At 40.6% G+C, this 19,056-nt stretch carries 14 protein-coding genes; 6 read left to right on the forward strand and 8 right to left on the reverse strand.

Annotation, left to right across the window (positions count from 1 at the left end; translation table 11 throughout):
- The first annotated feature begins 289 nt into the window (after positions 1 to 289).
- Positions 290 to 1,936 (forward strand): sensor histidine kinase, encoded by a 1,647-nt coding sequence (locus H6G41_RS30250; RefSeq protein WP_190751539.1) that lies wholly within the window; start codon positions 290 to 292, stop codon positions 1,934 to 1,936.
- On the opposite strand, the gene H6G41_RS30255 is transcribed toward H6G41_RS30250, so the two are convergent.
- The 8 genes from H6G41_RS30255 to priA all read right to left on the reverse strand — a co-directional run bounded on the left by H6G41_RS30255 (position 1,907) and on the right by priA (position 13,143).
- Entirely contained in the window at positions 1,907 to 2,203 is a 297-nt protein-coding gene (locus tag H6G41_RS30255) for a hypothetical protein (RefSeq protein WP_190751541.1), read from the reverse strand. The two genes, H6G41_RS30250 and H6G41_RS30255, sit on opposite strands and share 30 nt — an antisense overlap.
- A 161-nt stretch (positions 2,204 to 2,364) precedes the next feature.
- Positions 2,365 to 4,506: a TonB-dependent receptor domain-containing protein gene (locus H6G41_RS30260; RefSeq protein ID WP_190751543.1), complete on the reverse strand. Its 2,142-nt coding sequence runs from the start codon at positions 4,504 to 4,506 to the stop codon at positions 2,365 to 2,367.
- A gap of 331 nt (positions 4,507 to 4,837) precedes the next feature.
- Positions 4,838 to 5,437, reverse strand: a complete 600-nt coding sequence (kdpC, locus tag H6G41_RS30265) for a K(+)-transporting ATPase subunit C (RefSeq protein ID WP_190751545.1) — start codon at positions 5,435 to 5,437, stop codon at positions 4,838 to 4,840.
- Positions 5,438 to 5,489: 52 nt separating this feature from the next.
- Positions 5,490 to 5,744 (reverse strand): potassium-transporting ATPase subunit F, encoded by a 255-nt coding sequence (locus H6G41_RS30270; protein WP_242038111.1) that lies wholly within the window; start codon positions 5,742 to 5,744, stop codon positions 5,490 to 5,492.
- A 66-nt stretch (positions 5,745 to 5,810) separates the two neighbouring features.
- Positions 5,811 to 7,916 carry a potassium-transporting ATPase subunit KdpB gene (gene kdpB, locus H6G41_RS30275; protein ID WP_190751548.1) on the reverse strand — a complete coding sequence of 702 codons (2,106 nt, stop codon included), beginning with the start codon at positions 7,914 to 7,916 and terminating at the stop codon, positions 5,811 to 5,813.
- A gap of 115 nt (positions 7,917 to 8,031) precedes the next feature.
- The gene (gene kdpA / locus H6G41_RS30280; protein WP_190751549.1) at positions 8,032 to 9,732 is read right to left on the reverse strand and encodes a potassium-transporting ATPase subunit KdpA; all 1,701 of its coding nucleotides are present in this window, start codon (positions 9,730 to 9,732) and stop codon (positions 8,032 to 8,034) included.
- Between the two features lie 229 nt (positions 9,733 to 9,961).
- A complete protein-coding gene (locus tag H6G41_RS35925; RefSeq protein WP_277878216.1) occupies positions 9,962 to 10,093 on the reverse strand; it encodes a hypothetical protein in 132 nt (43 codons plus the stop codon).
- A gap of 500 nt (positions 10,094 to 10,593) precedes the next feature.
- Complete coding sequence (gene priA / locus H6G41_RS30285) at positions 10,594 to 13,143, reverse strand: primosomal protein N' (RefSeq protein WP_190751551.1); 2,550 nt, start codon at positions 13,141 to 13,143, stop codon at positions 10,594 to 10,596.
- A gap of 833 nt (positions 13,144 to 13,976) precedes the next feature.
- Here priA and H6G41_RS30290 point away from each other — a divergent pair.
- The 5 genes from H6G41_RS30290 (at position 13,977) to H6G41_RS30310 (ending at position 18,869) form a co-directional block, all read left to right on the forward strand.
- Positions 13,977 to 15,113 carry an RpoD/SigA family RNA polymerase sigma factor gene (locus H6G41_RS30290; RefSeq protein ID WP_190751553.1) on the forward strand — a complete coding sequence of 379 codons (1,137 nt, stop codon included), beginning with the start codon at positions 13,977 to 13,979 and terminating at the stop codon, positions 15,111 to 15,113.
- A gap of 135 nt (positions 15,114 to 15,248) precedes the next feature.
- Positions 15,249 to 15,740 (forward strand): GNAT family N-acetyltransferase, encoded by a 492-nt coding sequence (locus H6G41_RS30295; protein ID WP_190751555.1) that lies wholly within the window; start codon positions 15,249 to 15,251, stop codon positions 15,738 to 15,740.
- A 340-nt stretch (positions 15,741 to 16,080) separates the two neighbouring features.
- Complete coding sequence (petJ, locus tag H6G41_RS30300; RefSeq protein ID WP_190751557.1) at positions 16,081 to 16,419, forward strand: cytochrome c6 PetJ; 339 nt, start codon at positions 16,081 to 16,083, stop codon at positions 16,417 to 16,419.
- A 268-nt stretch (positions 16,420 to 16,687) separates the two neighbouring features.
- Positions 16,688 to 17,605, forward strand: coding sequence for a tetratricopeptide repeat protein (locus tag H6G41_RS30305; protein WP_190751559.1), 918 nt, complete (start codon positions 16,688 to 16,690; stop codon positions 17,603 to 17,605).
- 112 nt (positions 17,606 to 17,717) lie between these two features.
- Positions 17,718 to 18,869 carry an anhydro-N-acetylmuramic acid kinase gene (locus H6G41_RS30310; protein WP_190751561.1) on the forward strand — a complete coding sequence of 384 codons (1,152 nt, stop codon included), beginning with the start codon at positions 17,718 to 17,720 and terminating at the stop codon, positions 18,867 to 18,869.
- Positions 18,870 to 19,056 lie beyond the last annotated feature (187 nt).

Genomic DNA, 19,056 nt, shown 5'->3' on the forward strand with positions numbered 1-19,056 from the left:
TAGGAAATCGCAATCTAATATTTACCATCATCCTCATAATTCCCTCATTTTTTTGCCATATTCTATAACTTTAGCTTTTCATAACGATATTCTGTCCGTTTATCTACTCCTCTGCTGCTGTTCCCTTAGTTAAGCTTAGGCAAGCTAGCAGTAGCTTAGCCTCAGTTAGAAGCTACGGAGGATACATCGCCAGAGACTGGGTGCTTTTTCCTTGGTCTTTAGTCAGTTTTTAAATATATAAATTTTCTTATTTATTTCCATTTATTCCCGGTTATTTACTTGGCTGACAATGAAAAAATCATATAATTTTTATGCAAATAGATTTAAAGCTTTGCTTGAATCTTTATTTCATAAATTTGCACTTCGCCCTGCTCAAATTATCGCTGCAACAGTAGTTTTAACTCTATTATTATTTGTGCCTCAAACTTGGTTAGCTTGGCAAACTTACCAAGATTTTAACAACATTATTAAACATGAATTTCGACTCCAAAGCTTAAGTAATACCATTACTTATCTAGATGAAGTGCTCACGATGTCAGCAAGGATGAATGCAGCCACAGGTAATGTTATTTGGGAGGAACGTTATCGTTTATTTGAGCCTAAGTTAGATGCAGCAATTAAAGAATCAATTAAACTGGCTCCCCAAGCTTATGCAGGTGAAGAAGCCAAAAAAACTGATATTGCTAATCAGCGTTTGGTAGAAATGGAGTATAAATCATTTGATTTAGTCAAAAAAGCTCAGAATAAAGCAGCAAAAGCAATTCTATCTAGCCGCGAGTATGAAAACGAAAAGCAAAAATATGCTGCTGGCGTTGCTAATAGAAATCACGCTATCTCGCTTCAGCTTGAACAGAAAATTGCTGATTACCGCCAACATTTATATTGGTCAATTTCTACATCGCTGTTGAGTTTGCTTCTGTTAATTCCCTCTTGGCTTTCAGTATTGCGCCTACTAAAACAATATTTAAAAGCTAAAAAAATGACTCAAGCTGCCTTAGAAAAAACAAATACAGACTTGGAATTTAGAGTTGAAAATCGCACCCAAGAGTTAACTGATAAAAATATTAAATTAAGACAAACTCTTAAAGAATTGCAGTATACACAAATGCAACTAATTCAGCAAGAGAAAATGTTTAGTTTAGGACAATTAGTTGCGGGAATTGCCCATGAAATCAATAATCCGATTAATTTTATTCACGGCAATCTTTATGCTACAGAAGAATATATTAGAAATTTATTAGAATTACTCAAGATTTATCAAATAAAATATCCTCATCCTGATCGAGAAATCTTGATTTTTGCGCAAGAGATAGACTTAAGTTTCCTTGTTGATGATCTAGCAAAAATCTTATCTTCCATGCGCAATGGTACCGAGCGTATTCGAGAAATAGTGATTGGTTTACGAAATTTCTCCCGTTTAGATGAAGCAGATTTTAAAGTCATAGATATTCATGAAGGTATTGATAGTACATTACTCATTTTAAAGAATCGCTTGCAAGCTAAACCAGGCTTCCCAGGAATACAAATCATCAAAGAGTATGGCAAATTGCCTCTAGTAGAATGCTATCCAGGGAAGATTAATCAGGTATTTATGCATATTATTACCAATGCTATCGATGCTTTAGAGGAGAAAAGCTCACAGCAAAGTTATATACGTATCTGCACTGAAGTTACTAATAAAAATACTATATTAATTCGGATTATTGATAATGGTTCAGGCATCCCCGAAGATGTATATTCTCATTTATTCGACCCTTTCTTTACCACTAAACCTGTGGGTAAAGGGACAGGGCTGGGACTATCTATCAGTTATCAAATTGTTGTAGAAAAGCATGGTGGGAAGCTAGTTTGTAACTCCAAAGTTGGAGAAGGTACAGAATTTATAATTGAAATTCCCATCCGTTTATCATTCCCAAGTTGCCACATCTCGCAATAAAGCTGGAATTTGTGCTTGAGATTGGGGAAATTCTAATAAGGTTTCTCGATAACCTAAATACCCAGACTCCGCAAAGGACAACAGCATTCGTGCTAAAGCTAGCCAGACTTCGGGTTCGTATTCCCAATCCCGATAACGTCCAGATTTACCAGCAATTGAGCGTAAAGCCCAAAAATAGGAGTTTCGCACCACGGAACCGCCCTTTTTAAACTCAGGTAAGTCCTCGTGGTTAATAATTAATACTTCATTTTCGATTCTGGATCTCATTTGTCATTTGTCATTTGTCATTTGTCATTTTTAATTATTTTAATTGATAGATTGGTAGAGATAATGCGTAGACGCGGAGCAGAGTAGATATCGCACATCTCTACCCTATAGAGCATTAGTAACTACTCCCCATGCCCAATGCCCCATGCCCAATGCCCAATTTACAAATCCGAACTTAAGCCTACACGGAAAGTAAAGCCAGGACTATAAATTCGGTTAACACGTTCGTATTGTTCACCTAGTAAATTTTCTAAGTAAACTCGCAACCCCAAAGTTCTGGTGATGGGAATCCGACCGCTAAAGTCTAAATTTAGGAATGATGGCGCAAAATCTGTAGTACTGTCACCAACTCTGTTAAACAGTGCCCGCCGCGCCCCACTATTGTAGGTAACATACAAATTAGCTTGCCAGCCGGAATTTTGATAGCCGATACCTGTTTGCAGTACAGAATAAGGAATTAACCCTAATTGCAAGCCTCGTTCGCTTCCGGTTTTGATTTTGGCATCCGTATAGGTGTAATTGACAAAAGTTGACCAATTATTAGCCAGTCTTAACTGTAACGCCGCTTCTAAGCCATTGGTATCTACCAAACCAATGTTTTGCCATTTGCCAGCGATTATTCCCAAGCGATTATCTAAACTACTGCCAAAGTAAGTAAACTGTCCAGTTAAATTTTCGGAAAAACTGATATCTATTCCCGCAGTCCAAGAGGAGCCTGTTTCTGGTTTTAAATCGGCATTCGGTTCCCAACCATGAACTGTATCGTATACGTATAACTGGTCTAAACCAGGGTTACGCTGGCCGCCAGCCCAACTACCACGGACTGCAATTGTCGGTGCGATCGCATAACGTAAACCTACACTAGGATTAAGATAATTCCCAAATTGCCCATCAAAACTTTGTCTTAACCCTAAATCTACCTGAAAATTCTCGGTGAATTTGACCGTATTGACTGCAAATAAAGCTGTGGTAAAAATACTGCGATTTTCAACTTCGTTATTCGCAATTCTATTCGGGCTAGTACTTAAAGTATTACCATATAAATCAGTATTTTTGAAATCTACACCCCAACGCAACTGATTATTCGGGCTTAATTTCCATTCATGATCTACCCTAGCTGAGAATTGTTGCGTATCTAAAATACCTGTACGATAAAATTCTCTGCCTTGAAAAACTGTCGGGCCATAGGTACTGAAATAATCTTGGTTATAACCCAATGTAGTTGTTAGGGTAGAATTTTCTCCATTACCTAAACGAGTTTTCCAAGATAAACCAGCATTCAGTCCATCATGGTCTAATCTATCTCTTTGTAGCGGAAAACCGAAATAAATTAAACCCCGACGGCTGCTTAATTTCGTAATATCAAAACTCAGGGAATTTCTGGGATCTAAATCTACAGCAACATTACCAAAATAAGTACTTGTCGCTGTATCTGCATTAAAGAAAAATCCTTCTGCATCGCGGTTAGCTGCACCGACAGGCACGCGGTAACGGTTATCTGTAAAGTATCTTTCAAAGCTAAAGTTATACTTTAAAGAACCAAGCGCACCGCCATAACTAAATTGCTGATTATTTTGGCTCAATGAACCAAATTCAATGCTGCTAGATAATTTAGGTTGACTATAACCTTCTTTTGTGATGATATTCACAACTCCCCCAAAGGCCGAGGAACCATATAAAGCAGAAGCTGCACCGCTATATAGTTCCACGCGCTCAATTGCCTCTACAGGAATACTATTTAAATCAGTTCCTCCATGATAAGTGTTGATATTAGTATTAATTTGTCTGCCATTAATCAAAAATACAGATTGATTAATAGAAGCACCTCGGTAATATGTACCCGTGTGAATATCTGCACCATGACCAGCATCATTAATGGCAAAACCTGGCATTCTTTTTAAGACATCGGCCAGACTATTCGCACCTTGTTTTTTAATTTCTTCTTGATCTACAACATAAGTTGGAGTTGATTGAGGTAAAGTATCTTGTTCCCCAATTGCTTCTATAGTGATATCTGCATCATTTTCTACATCATCTTCCGCATCATCTGTAGAACTTGGTTCTGTTGTCGCTGCTTCTGGAGGCTGAGTATCTTGACTAATTTTATTTATTGTCGATTGTTGTGTTAATGATTCAGCATTAGTTGAAGGTATCTGAATATCGCTTAAATTGGGAATATTAGAAATTATTTGCGGTGATTTATCAGCAGGTTTTTGCTTGATTTCAGCATCAGCAGCCAAGCCAGGAGAAACTACCAGTAAGCTTGAAACAACTACTGACAGCAAAAAAATACTTTGATTCACTTTACTCACACCAAGTAGAAACACTCACACAATATTATCTTTGTGCTTATTGTTCGTAGATGTCAAAAGACAAACTGTCGTAGTTGGGCATAGGGTATGGTAAAGATAGATTTTCATGCCTTAGATCAGAAATGTTGAATGTTAAGAAAAATTCGATAAAAATCTGATTTTAGCAATAAGATGAAAAACGAAGTTTATTATTCTGTATAGCCTCACCCTTATAGGTTGTTCCCTTAATCAAAATAACAAACAGCTTCAAAGGCATAGGACATTGCTAACTTCTTACCAATGCCCAATGCCCAATGCCCAATGCCCCATGCCCAAATTGTCATTAATTTTGCTGGCGGTTAATTTCTTGCAAATCGAGAGCGTAATTCAATCGCAAAATATTTACCCCTGGTTCACCAAAAATCCATAAAAATCTTTCATCAGTATATTTATTGATTAATGGTAATATTTCATCTTCTTGAATATTCCGAGCACGCGCTACCCTTTCTAATTGTTGTCGAGCTGTTTTCAAGGAAATATGAGGATCTAAACCAGAACCAGATGTATATATTAAATCGGCTGTGGGTTGAATATTCTCTTCTTGAAATTGATTAGCTTGCTCAACAATTCGGTCAAGTAATACTGGATTACTAGGAGCAAGATTAGTCGCGCCAGATATACCAGTTGGTCTTGCTCTTCTACCTTGACTATACCTCACTGTACTGGGACGGCCATGAAAATATTTCTCAGATGTAAATACTTGACCAATTAAAGCTGAACCTATAGGTTTATTGTCTATATTCACCATGATGCTACCGTTAGCTTGCGATGAAAATAAGCCTTGACCTATGACTAAAATTAGCAAAGGATATATGATTGCTGTTAGTAACCAAAGTACCAGAGTTACACGAATAGCTCTGATGATTTCCCGAATAATAGACATACAATTTATGCGTTCGTTCTCGGAAGTAATTTTGAATAAGGTGGTATATTTTTTAGAAGCGTTCTGGCTGAAAAACGACGACCAATAGGTAAATAACAATTGCCATTGTGACACAACCTAAGATACCAATTGCCCAAGCAGAGCGACGTTCTAATAAGCCATCAGAGGCAGCATAAACTACAGGAGCAATTGCCAAATTCAAGCACATGACAATAAAAATTCCTAGTGGCAATTGTTGTCTGCGACTTTGTGACCAGATAAATGATAATATCTGTAATAGCTCCGAATTTTCAATTTCTTTTTTCATTTTTTGCTGCATTTTGTGCATCCCTGACGTTCCGTTGGATTTTTTTTGATTATTTAGGCTAATTATTTATATTAATCCCGCAGCAGTTATCAGCAAGTCTATTAATTTAATGGCGATAAATGGCAGGACTAATCCACCCAAACCATAAATTAAGATATGCCGTTGTAAGAGTTTGTTAGCTGTTAAAGGTTTAAACTGGATACCCTTTAAAGCTAAGGGAATTAAGGCGGGAATAACTAAAGCGTTGTAAATCAAAGCTGATATCACTGCTGTATTTGTATTCGTTAATTGCATAATATTTAGGCTTTGCAAGTTAGCAGAGGCAAATATTACAGGAATAATTGCAAAGTACTTGGCAATATCATTAGCTAAGGAAAATATAGTTAAAGCGCCGCGGGTAATTAGCAATTGTTTACTAATACTGGCAATATCAATTAGCTTGGTGGGATCGGAGTCTAAATCCACCATGTTAGCGGCTTCTTTGGCTGCTTGTGTACCTGTATTCATCGCCACACCAATATTAGCCTGTGCTAAAGCTGGCGCATCGTTGGTTCCGTCGCCTGTCATGGCTACAAGTTTGCCTTCTATCTGTTGTTGGTGAATGACAGCAATTTTATCTTCTGGTGAAGCTTCGGCAATAAAATTATCAACACCAGCTTCTTTGGCAATGACAGCAGCGGTAATGTGGTTATCACCAGTTAGCATAATGGTGCTTATTCCCATACGGCGTAACTGGTCAAAGCGTTCGCGAATACCAGGTTTAACTATATCTTTGAGATAAATTACGCCATAAATTTCCCTGTCTAAGCAAACAGCTAGGGGTGTACCTCCTTGTTGCGAAACTCGCTCGTAGGCGATATCTAATTCTGGAGTTTCTCGTCCGTTGCGAGAACGCACAAATCCTTTAATTGCGGAGACTGCACCTTTACGTACTTCCCTTCCGCCTGTCAGGTTTGTACCGCTCATGCGGGTTGTCGCAGAAAATTCTACTCCTTGGGCGTGGTTGGGATCGAAGTCTACCCTTGCACCGCATCTTTCTGCCAGTCGGAGAATTGATTTGCCTTCAGGTGTATCATCAAATACGCTAGCTATCCAAGCTACATTGGCAATTTCTTCCATTGAGTGACCGTTGATGGGAATGAAATCTTCTGCCAAGCGGTTACCCAAGGTAATTGTACCTGTCTTGTCTAGAACTAGAGTATTAACATCTCCACAGGCTTCAACTGCTCGTCCGGAAGTAGCGATAACGTTAAATTGGGCGACACGATCCATACCTGCAATGCCAATGGCGCTGAGCAAGCCACCAATTGTGGTGGGGATCAGTGCAACTAATAAGGCAATTAAAATGGGAACGCTGATGGGAGTTTTAACGGTGTAGGCAAATGCGGGTAAAGTGGCGACAACAAATAAAAAGATGAGGCTGAGAACTGCCAATAAAACTGTCAAGGCAATTTCATTAGGGGTTTTGCTGCGTTCTGCGCCTTCTACCAAAGCAATCATGCGATCGATAAAGCCTTTGCCAGCATCGGCGGTGATGCGAACGATCAATTCATCGGAGATAATCCGCGTTCCACCTGTGACGGAACTAGCAACATCTGAGCCTGATTCTTTCAGTACTGGTGCAGATTCCCCAGTAATGGCTGATTCATCGACAGAGGCGACGCCCATAATTACTTCCCCATCTGCGGGAATAAAATCACCAGCGATGACGTAGACAGTATCACCTTGTTTGAGGCTGGTAGATGGTACTTCTGTAATTGCACCATCGGCGGCGAGTTTTTTGGCGATGGTTTCTGATTTAGTTGAGCGTAAAGCATCGGCTTGGGCTTTACCTCTGGCTTCAGCTACAGCTTCTGCAAAATTGGCAAACCAAACAGTCAAGAATAATATTCCTGTTAATAAGCCGTTGAATAGTTGGGGGTTATTTTGCTCAACTGGGCCAAATAGGGTGGGATCGATGGTGACTGCTAGGGAAATTAATGTAGCAATCCAGACTAAAAACATCACCGGGTTTTTAATGGCCTTTCCGGGACTTAGCTTAATAAAAGCATCGCCAATTGCTCTAAAGTATATGCCTCTAGTACTGGGTTTGGTTTTTTTACCTGTTTGACGGCGATCGCTCTGACGAGAACGTGGGGGTTTAGTTTTGGAGGTAGTTGCAACTGGATTCATAAATTTGATGAGTGAGGATGGAGGGGCTGAGGAGTAGGGGAGCAGGGGAGCAGGGGGAGTATTTTTTACCTTGTCTCTCCGCCTTCTCCATACCCCCAAAATCTCCGTAATTTCGCTAGCTACCAGAGGCTAGTTTAAAGCCTTCAGCGATGGGGCCTAATGCTAAAACGGGGAAGAAGGTGAGGACGCCTAAAATTAGAGCGATCCCCGCTGTCACGCTGGTAAATAGCAGAGAATCGGTTTTTAATGTACTGGGGGTTTCGGGGACTGTTTGTTTACGTGACATACTATCAGCTAATAGCAGGATGGCAATAATGGGAATGTAGCGTCCGGCTAATAAGGGGAATAAGCAACTCAAATTCCACCATAGGGCTGTAGGCGCTGGCTGGGAATTAGCTAAACCTGCTAAGCCAGAACCGTTGTTAGCAGCAGCTGAAGCATATTCATAAACTACTTGGGAAATGCCGTGAAAACCTGGGTTGGTGATCCCAGAGAAGGAAAAGGGGTAGGCTAAGGCGATCGCGCTGGGAATTAACACCGCAATTGGATGTATCAGTAATACTATACTGGCCAGCACTATTTGCCGTTTTTCGATTTTGCGTCCTAAAAATTCTGGGGTACGCCCTACCGTTAACCCAGTCAGGAAGACGGCAAGCATTACATATATTAATAGATAAGCTATTCCTGTCCCCTGACCTCCCCAGATAATCTGAAGAAATAAGTTAAATAAAGTCGAAAATAATCCTTGAGGCATTAAGGAATCATGCATTCCGTTGACAGCGCCACTCATGGTAGCGGTAGTCATTACCGCCCACATTGCTGTTTGTGCCCAGCCAAAGCGTAGTTCTTTACCTTCTAAATTAGGATATTCCATGCCCAAGGTGGCATTGACAAGGGGATTACCTTGTAATTCAGCAGTGGCTGTGATCCCAACTAAGACGACAAAGATGATAAACACCATCCAGAATAGCAGCCAAGCTTGTTTGATGTTGTTAGCAAACAAGCCATAGACGTAAATCATCGCTGCGGGGATGGAAATCATGGCGATCGCTTCGATTAAATTAGTAGCACCATTAGGATTTTCCAAGGGATGGGCGGAGTTGACGCCAAAAAAACCGCCGCCGTTATCGCCTAGCATTTTAATCATCTCAAAGGATGCTACCGGGCCTCTCGCTATATATTGGGTGCTTCCTTCTAAAGTTCTTACTGCGAGAGTTTCGCCTAAGGTTTGGGGTACACCTAATATCAGTAAAGCGATCGCGCCAATCACCGATATAGGTAATAATATGCGTGTAATAGCGCGGATGAGATCGACATAAAAGTTACCCAGCTTTTTCCCTGTCAATCCCCGAATAAAGGCAATTCCTACCGCCAAACCCGTCGCCGCTGAGGTGAACATCACAAAACCTAAAGCCGCTACTTGGCTAAAATAGCTTAATGTATTCTCGCCTGAGTAGTGTTGTTGATCGGTATTTGTCACAAAGGAAATGGTGGTATGCAGCACCGTATCCCAGGTAGGTGCGCCTAAGCCATTGGGATTCCAAGGTAAGAATTTCTGAAAATATATCAGCAAATACACTACAATGCCCATGAACAGGTTGCTGCATAGTACTGCCCTGATATACTGCCAACCACTCATATTTTCTTTTCTTCTCACACCCACTAGAACATAAATGATTCGTTCTATTGGATTCATCAGAGAATCAAGCACTGTTCTTTCTTCTTGAAAGACATTGGCTATGTATCTACCAAATACAGGCGTAATTAGTATAACTATACACAGCGTTAACCCAATTTGGAGAAAACCTTGTCCCATTTATTTCGCACTCAATTAAAGTTAAGTTTTAGACAGATAACTATGAAAACTGAAAAATTTACCAATCAGCTCTGTTTCAGATCGGGTAAATCCAAAAAATAAATTATTCCCGTTTAAGTCGTTGACTGTTGACTGTTGACTGTTGACTGTTGAGAGTAAACAAGAACAAGGGAATAGTTTTTTACTTAGCAGTTCCTAAAGTTTATTCATAAAGTTAGATTTACAAATTTTATTTGTGATTATTTGCACAATCACGATTGATGCATTGAGGAATAGCGTTTAAATTTTCCTGTTGTTCATTAATTGTTCTCCTATCTATTGTTTGTTTATACAATAAATTTTCTGCTGCTGCTACTTTCATATCTTCATCTATAAGGTAGGTGATGCTATTTTTATTACACTGTCTTCTTGTTACAAAGTATCACTGGACACAGTTTCTCCTGGCTAGCTGCGACAAAAACAGAAGTTAGCAAAAAATTATATGGCATATTTAAATTTTTGGCGAAAAATTTTTATTTGTTATTTCTCCTTTATCCTGCGGACAAAGTTATCAGATGAGAAAACCAGCCCTTAGGCTTTGGGCTTTGTCATGGGGAAGACTTTACAATCTATTTACATTTAGTAAGCTAGTTTGGTTGTTTTCGCTGACTTAGTTATAAGCACAAGGGAGACAAGGAAGATATGCGTTTTTGAATCAGTAAGGATTGCTATCAGACTGATATTTGATTTCTCAAAATATATCGATGAAAGCTACTAGGTTGAAATTATGAAGAAATCGGATGAAAAAAGAATGGGACAAATGGTAGGGGCATTGCATTGCCATGCCCTTTAGAATATATTGATGTGCTGCAAAAACGGGTTTCACATAATATTTAAGGGATCGACATCGATTGTCAAACTCACAGATGGGGGACAGAGCGGTCGCACTTCTTCCCAATCTGGTAACTTGGGTAAATCATCAGGCGCAAATTTAATTAATATCTGCCAGCGATAACGATTAGCTACCCGTAAAATACTAGCTGGGGCTGGCCCTAAAATTTCCCACCCTGTACCTGTATTTAATTTTGTGGCGATGATTTGGGCAGTATTCTGTACTTGAATCGGATCTAAGCTGCTCAAGCGCAATAAAATTAACCTACCGTAGGGAGGATAATCAAGGGCTTGTCTTTGTTCTAATTCAGCAGTAGAAAAAGATTGATAATCGTGGCTTTTGACTGCTGCAATTACCTGATGTTCTGTGTTGTAAGTTTGGATAATTACTCTACCGGGATCTTCGCCTCTACCAGCACGACCGGCGACTTGAGTTAAAGTTTGAAATGCTCGCTCGCTGGCGCGATAATCAGAAAGATGCAACAAGCCATCAGCCGCAACTACCCCGACTAATGTCACTTGGGGTAAGTCTAAACCTTTGGTGAGCATTTGCGTACCTACTAATAAATGTGCTTCTCCGTTAGCAAATCGGGTGAGAAGGGTACGATGTGCGCCTTTGTTGCGGGTGGTGTCGCTATCAAAACGAATGTATTTGAGTTCGGGAAACTGGTGTGATAATTCTTGGGCGACGCGCTGTGTACCGCTACCGAAAAATTTTAGGTAAGGGGAAGCGCAATCGGGGCAGAATTTGGGATGCGATCGCGCATAATTACAGTAATGGCAACGCAACAGTTGGGGCGCGCCGTCTTCGGTGTGGTGATAGGCTAAAGATACGTCACAGTGCGGACATTCCAATACATAGCCACAACTGCGACAAGAAACAAAAGTACTGTGTCCCCGACGATGGATAAATAATATCCCCTGTTGTTGTCTTTCTTGCAGCTGGTGTAAAGCTTCTTGCAGGGATCTACTAAATATCGAACGATTTCCTTCCTGTAACTCTCGCCGCATATCTACTATCTCTACTGGTGGTAAAGGGCGTGAGTTGATGCGCTGCGGTAGGGAGAGGTAGAGAGATGAACTGGAAGGATTTTCTTCTCCTATATTTCCCAAACTTACCAAAGTTTCTAGGGAAGGTGTCGCTGAACCTAAAATTAAGGGACAATTTTCGATTTCGGCTCGCCATTGCGCCACTGTACGCGCGTGGTAGGTGGGGATGGGGGAGTCTTGCTTAAAGCTGCTGTCGTGTTCTTCGTCTAAGATAATTAAACCCAAGTTGGGTAAGGGCGCAAAAATGGCGCTGCGCGTACCAATGACTACTTGCGGTTCTCCTGTTAGCATTTGTCGCCAGGTGTCGTAACGTTCGCCATCGGAGAGAGCGCTATGATAGACGCTAACTTTACTACCAAAACGGGCGCGAAAGCGATCGGTGAGTTGGGGTGTGAGTCCGATTTCGGGGACTAAAACTAGGGCGGATTTACCTTGAGTTAATAAAGGTGCGATCGCTTGTAAGTAAACTTCGGTTTTTCCCGAACCTGTGACGCCATGTAACAAAACTTGAGTATAGCCATTAAGCGCTTGGATCTTAGCTAAAGCTTTAGCTTGATCGGGAGTTAAGGATTTAGGGCGATCGCCGCTAACTACAGGCCCCTGTTCTGTGCGTAATACTTCCCGTTCTTCAATAATGATGTAGCCTTTGTTTGCCAACGTCTTCAAGACAGAGGCGCTAGTATGACAAATCTGCAATAATTCACTTTGCCATAATTCACCGCCACGCCTGCGCAATACTTCAATAATTTCCCGTTGACGAGGAGTTAAATCAGCGTCAATTGTGTCTATTAGGGTAACTGCTTTCTGTAATTTGGGGCGAGTTAATTTTGGTGGTTCTAAGTAACTTTCTACTAAACCAAATCGTTTTAACTCTCGCACTCCCCGATGAGCCGATTTGATTTTTTGTTGTAGGTAGATAAAACTGTAATCGCCTAATGGATGAGCTTGCAAAAGTTGGAGAATTTGCTGTGCTGAGGAACTAATAAATGTAGCCGCAGCAGACATTTGCTGAGTTAGTAGATTATTATTGTCACTATCGTTTTTTGTAACTTGCTTTCCCAGAGAAGTTAACCGAATCCGTCGCTGCGATCGCCCCAATAATCCTGGTGGTAAAGCTACCCTGATCGCTTGCATCAGCGGTGTGTAGTAATATGTCGCTACTCTATTCAACAATTCCCAATAACCAACAGGAAAAAAACCGACACTCACGACATCTTCTACATCCCGGATTTTTTCTATTGGGATATCACTATTGGGCTGTGTCAATAAGCGAATGGCAATCCCGCCCATTTGTTGCGTACCAAAGGGTACGGTTAAAATATCACCTGGTTTTATTTCTAACTGTGGTGGTAATCGATAGGTAAATAACCCCAAATTTCCTGGACAGTCTACCAATACTTCAACCCACCGATTGATATTTGCTTGTGATTGATAAGACTCCCCAGGTTCATGTACTACCAAATGGGATAAATTTACGCCATCAATATACATATGTTCTGATTGAATAGATAATTTTTCTACTGCTGATGTCTGGTTTGTTTACAATCAAATTTTGCCTAATAATTTAACTTTTTGTGCCGCATGGCATAAACTGTAATTCGCAATACTTTTATCCCTCATAATACTTGATAAGTTTCCTCTTATATCTTCCACATCACCAAATTCAACTCAACTATACATGCAATAAGTAATTAATAACCCCCATACACAACAAAAGCATTTTCTCTACTATCTTCAAAACAATTGGTATATCTACTAGGTAGGGTATCAGATTTTCACCCTATCGATAGATATTCAATGGTTTATGTATATGAGATGCTTTTATACAAATAAACAATTTATTCCCATTTTTAAATTGCTAATTTTGTGTCTGTCATCAAACCTAATCAACCCCAATCAACTCAGCAGTAAGCTTATGATTTTTAACATCACTGCCAACCAAGACAGTCTAAAAAAAGTTAAAAAATTAAATAAAAATTTAATCTTTTAGGCAGTTTAGCTGAAACTTTTATCTGAGTTAAGGTTGAGAAAGTTTGAGGAAATTTGACATATTTAGCAATCGAGAAAAGAATGAGGAATATATAGATTGGGGAGCTGAGGAGATATTTGGTGGGTGCATAGGCCAGTATTGTTATGAGATCGATCTAGCAAGAACCAAGCAATGACAGCTAGACATTGATTTTAACTTCTAATGAGAAATTAGCATAAACTTTTGTTTTGCTACCGGACATGTGCATTTCTCCCTTAGGGAACTACCAAGCCTCAAGCAAGCAGCTGTCACTGAATTATGTACCAAACAAAGCAACAATCCCTAAAGGAACGTTATGAATATTGCTGAATTGGGAACACTGGAAATATTAGTAGAAAGTGCTGCTGAAATTGAAGAACCATCATTTGAGAGTTTAGAAGCAGTGGCGGATGACGATTCTTCTATTCCCGAAACTGTGGAATCAGAAGAACGTGATGGTGACGAAATGGCAGCCGCTCGTCCATCGGGATACAATAAAACCGAGCATGACGATGCTGTAGGCGCGTTTTTTAAGGAAATGGCGCGTTATCCGTTGCTAAAACCTGATGAAGAAGTGGAATTAGCACGGCGAGTTAGATTTCTAGAAGAAGTCAGAAATATACAAGAGTCTTTACAATCTAACTTAGGACAACAACCGACTAAGGCACAAATAGCTGCTGAGTTAGATATGACAGAAAAGCAGCTAGAAAGCCGATTGTATCAAGGTCGAGTGGCGAAACGCAAAATGATTCGCTCAAACCTACGGCTAGTTGTCTCAATTGCTAAACGATATCTTAATCGCGGAGTGCCTTTTCTAGATTTAATTCAAGAAGGCGCAATGGGTTTAAATCGCGCTACAGAAAAATTCGATCCAGATAAAGGATATAAATTTTCGACATACGCTTATTGGTGGATTAGACAAGCGATTACCAGAGCGATCGCTAATGATGCGCGGACAATCCGCCTACCAATCCATATTGTTGAAAAACTTAACAAACTTAAAAAAGCGCAACGGGAACTCAAACAAAAATTTTCTCGCAATCCTTCCGAAGCGGAAATGGCAGAAGCTTTGGACATGAACGTGCAACAATTACGCCAGTTGCAACAACTCAGGCGTCAAGCACTTTCCTTAAATCACCGTGTGGGTAAGGAAGAAGACACGGAATTAATGGATTTATTAGAGGATGAAGATAACCAATCTCCAGAAGCAAAAATGAACGAACACATGATGCGTCAGGAGATTTGGGAAGTGTTGGGAGATGTCTTAACACCAAGGGAAAAAGATGTCATTTCTTTACGTTATGGTTTAACAAGTAGCGAACCCTGCACCTTGGAAGAAGTTGGCAATATGTTTAATCTCTCTCGCGAAAGAGTACGCCAAATTCAAAGTAAAGCCATGCGCAAATTGCGCCGTCCCCACATTGCCAAACGCTTAAAAGGGTGGTTGATTTAAATGGTCATTAGTCATTAGTCATTGTTCATTGGTCAGTTTTCATAATTTTGAATTTTGAATTTTGAATTCCCGCCAGGGGTTGACTTTGGACTTTTGACTCTGGACTATTGACTATGGACTGTTGACTATAACCTCATGACTGCGCGTAGCGATTTAATTTTGCGTTTTGCTGAACCTCAGGATTGCAGCGTTCTCTTTGACCTAATTCAGCAACTAGCCGAGTATGAGAAATTATCTCATGCAGTAACGGGTGATGTGATGGCTTTAAAAGAGCATCTCTTTGGTTCGCCTAGATATATTGAGGCAATATTAGCCGAGTATGCAGGACAAGCTGTAGGTTTTGCGCTGTTTTTTCCTAATTATTCTACTTTTTTGACAAAGCCTGGTATTTATCTGGAAGATTTATTCGTTTTACCTGAATATCGTCGTCAAGGTATTGGTAAGGCACTTTTAACCAAATTAGCTCAAATCGCTGTTGAGCGTAATTGCGGGCGTTTAGAGTGGAGCGTTTTAGATTGGAATGAGCCTGCGCAAAATTTCTACCGCAGTATGGGCGCATCTATTTTAGATGATTGGCGAATTTGCCGCGTCACAGAAGATGCGCTGACACAATTGGCAAAGAAATAGGGCATTGGGCATTGAAACAATTTTGGATTTTGGATTTTGGATTTTAGATTGGAATCCAAAATCGCAAATCTAAAATCTAAAATTCCTTTTCCCCCTGCTCCCTGCCCCTGTTTCTTCAGGATTTTTTAATTATTGAGTGTTAACTTTTACAAAAGTTTATATTTTGTAAATAGACACAAATATGATATGGAATAGCTGAAAAGCAAAAACCCGAAAACCTAGTTCAGGTAAGGATTTGCACGAAGTTTGACAGGCTGTCTTTTGACGAAGGTGAATGCTGCAACTGACAATTAGTAAGGACATATCACCGATCACGCTTTTGTTTCACAGAGAACACGAAATGAAGAAAATTATTTCCGTATTACTGTTGGGCATTACCATCTTCACCTTTGCCTTCAGTAGTCCAGCATTAGCGGCAGATGCTGCTAGTGGCGCTAAAATATTTGCAGCCAATTGTGCTTCTTGCCATGCAGGCGGTAAGAATTTAGTTCAAGCCCAAAAAACTCTGAAAAAGGATGCTTTGGACAAGTATGGCATGAACTCAGCAGAGGCGATTATTGCCCAAGTAACAAAGGGTAAAAATGCTATGCCTGCTTTTGCGGGTCGGTTAAAGCCTGCTCAAATTGAAGATGTAGCAGCTTATGTTCTGCAACAAGCTAATGAGAAGGACTGGAAATAAAGACCAGTAATTAACTCAATTATTGTAGGACAAAGTATAATTAGCGGGGCTTGTTGTCCCGCTAATTGTATTAGTTGATTAGTGTATTAGTGCCGAAATTGTCAAAATAATTCGTAATTGATAGTTGGGAATTAGTAGTTAAAATCTGTGCTGGCTCTGAAACCTCTAGAGAAAAGTCTGGTTGAAAGTTTAGAACTGCAATTGAGGTTTGTACCGATTTAATTACTAATTACAAATTACGAATTACCAATTAGTAAATATATTGCTTATGACTAGTTTTTGGCGATTATTTCTGAGTGCGATCGCAATTTTTACCTTCATCTTTTGGACACCAGCTGCTAACGCTACACCGATATCTCACGCCCCAACTACAGCCAGTGATTTTTTTCAGCTAGGGGTAAATGAGATTCAACAGGGCAATTATCAACAAGCGATCGCGGATTTAAATCAGGCAATTAAACTTGAAAGCGATTTTGACCAAGCTTATAGCGATCGCTGTCTAGCTTATCTGCAATTACAAGAATACCATCAGGCGATCGCAGATTGTACGGTAGCCATAAATTTATCACCAACAAATGCCCAAGGTTATCTCAATCGGGGATTGGCAAACTACAGACAACAAGATTATCCCGCAGCCATAGCCGATTATGAGCAAGCGATCGCACTTCAGCCTGATGAATTTCGCACCTACTATAATTTAGCTCTAGCCTATGCCGCATCAGGTAACTATTCCCAGGCAATAGCTGATTATAATTTAGCCCTGAGTCAAATTCCGGCTTCAGCAAATATAATCCTTGCAGATATCTATAATGACAGAGGTTTAGCGCAGTTAGAGTTGCAAGATATGGAAGCGGCGATGGCTGATTTTACTATGGCAATTCAACTTGATGCTAACGATTACAGAGCTTACTTTAACCGGGGTTGTGCTTGTGGGAGAAAAGGAGATAACTTTGGTGCATTGCGTGATTTCTCCAAAGTCATTCGCCTCAATCCCAATAATGGTATGGCTTATGTGAATCGTGGTGTAGCTCGCTATCAACTGGGGTATTATCAAGGAGCGATCGCGGATTTACAAACAGCATCAGATTTTTTTGGTAATCGGGGAGAAAAGCGAGCTTATGAAAAAGCTTTAACTCTACTCAAAACCATGCAAAAACAAATGCCATCTGCGACAGAAGTTGCTTAAGGGAACTCCAAACAATAAACAACAGCTTTATTTGGTTGACGGTTGACGGTTAACGGTTGACTGTGAACTGTCAACGGTCAACAATAGCAAATTGTGTAAGTCCTAATTATTTATGACTAAAGTTATCGGTTTAATTAGCGGCACATCTGTTGATGGTATAGATGCTGCCTTTGTAGAAATTACTGGGCGAGAATTAGATTTAAAAGTTGAGTTACTAGCAGGCGCAACATATCCCTATCCTCCAGAACTGCGTGAGAAAATCTTGGCATTGTGTGCGGGTGAAGCCATTTCAATGGCAGAATTAGCAGAAATCGATGATGCGATCGCTTATGCTTTTGCTCAAGCTGCCCAAAATATTCAAATTGGTCATCCGCCAGCTAGTTTAATCGGTTCTCACGGTCAAACAGTTTACCATCGACCACCCCAGGGAACAGGGGTGAAACAGAAAGATTCCTCTTTGGGTTATACTTTGCAACTCGGACGCGGTGCGTTAATTGCCCATGTAACAGGAATCACAACTGTCAGTAACTTTCGCGTTGCTGATATTGCCATTGGTGGACATGGTGCGCCTTTAGTACCGCGAGTTGATGCTTATTTGCTCAGTCATCCCCAAGAAGCAAGGTGTATCCAAAATATCGGTGGCATTGGTAATGTTGCTTATATCCCTCCGCGTCGCGATAATTGGCTAGAAAAAATGCGCGGCTGGGATACTGGCCCAGGAAATAGCCTGTTAGATTTAGCCGTAGAGCATTTAACTAATGGTGCTAAAACTTACGATGAAAATGGGCAGTTAGCCGCCATTGGTACTCCCTGTCAGCCTTTAGTAGAACAATGGCTAGGGCAAGATTACTTTCAGCTACCACCACCTAAATCTACTGGTAGAGAATTATTTGGTGTGGCTTATCTCCAGCAGTGCTTGCAAGATGCTGAAGCCTATCAACTCAGTCCCGCCGATATCATGGCAACCCTAACAGAACTGACAGCAGCTTCAATAGTTCATAGTTACCGCATCTTTTTACCCCAACTACCCGATCGCGTACTCTTATGTGGTGGTGGTAGTCGCAATTTGTATTTGAAACAGCGCTTACAGTCCTTATTACCATCTGTACCAGTTACAACTACAGATGAAGCTGGTGTCAGCGCAGATTTTAAAGAAGCGATCGCCTTTGCCGTCTTAGCTTATTGGCGACAACTAGGCATTCCCGGAAACCTCCCCAGCGCCACAGGCGCACCCAAAGAAGTACTTTTAGGAGAAATTTATTAGGGATTGGGCATTGGGCATTGGGCATTGGGCATTGGGCATTGGGCATGGGTAATTAAATATATGTAGGGGCGGGGTTTCCCCCACCTGTGTCAACTTAAGCTAAAAGCTATATACAGCGCGTGTTGTACAAAAACCCTCGCCCTCATCCCCTCACCCCTTCTCCCCCAGGAGAAGGGGAATTAAATCT

Origin of the sequence: Tolypothrix sp. FACHB-123 (genome assembly GCF_014697075.1) — a bacterium.
Lineage (GTDB): Bacteria > Cyanobacteriota > Cyanobacteriia > Cyanobacteriales > Nostocaceae > Aulosira.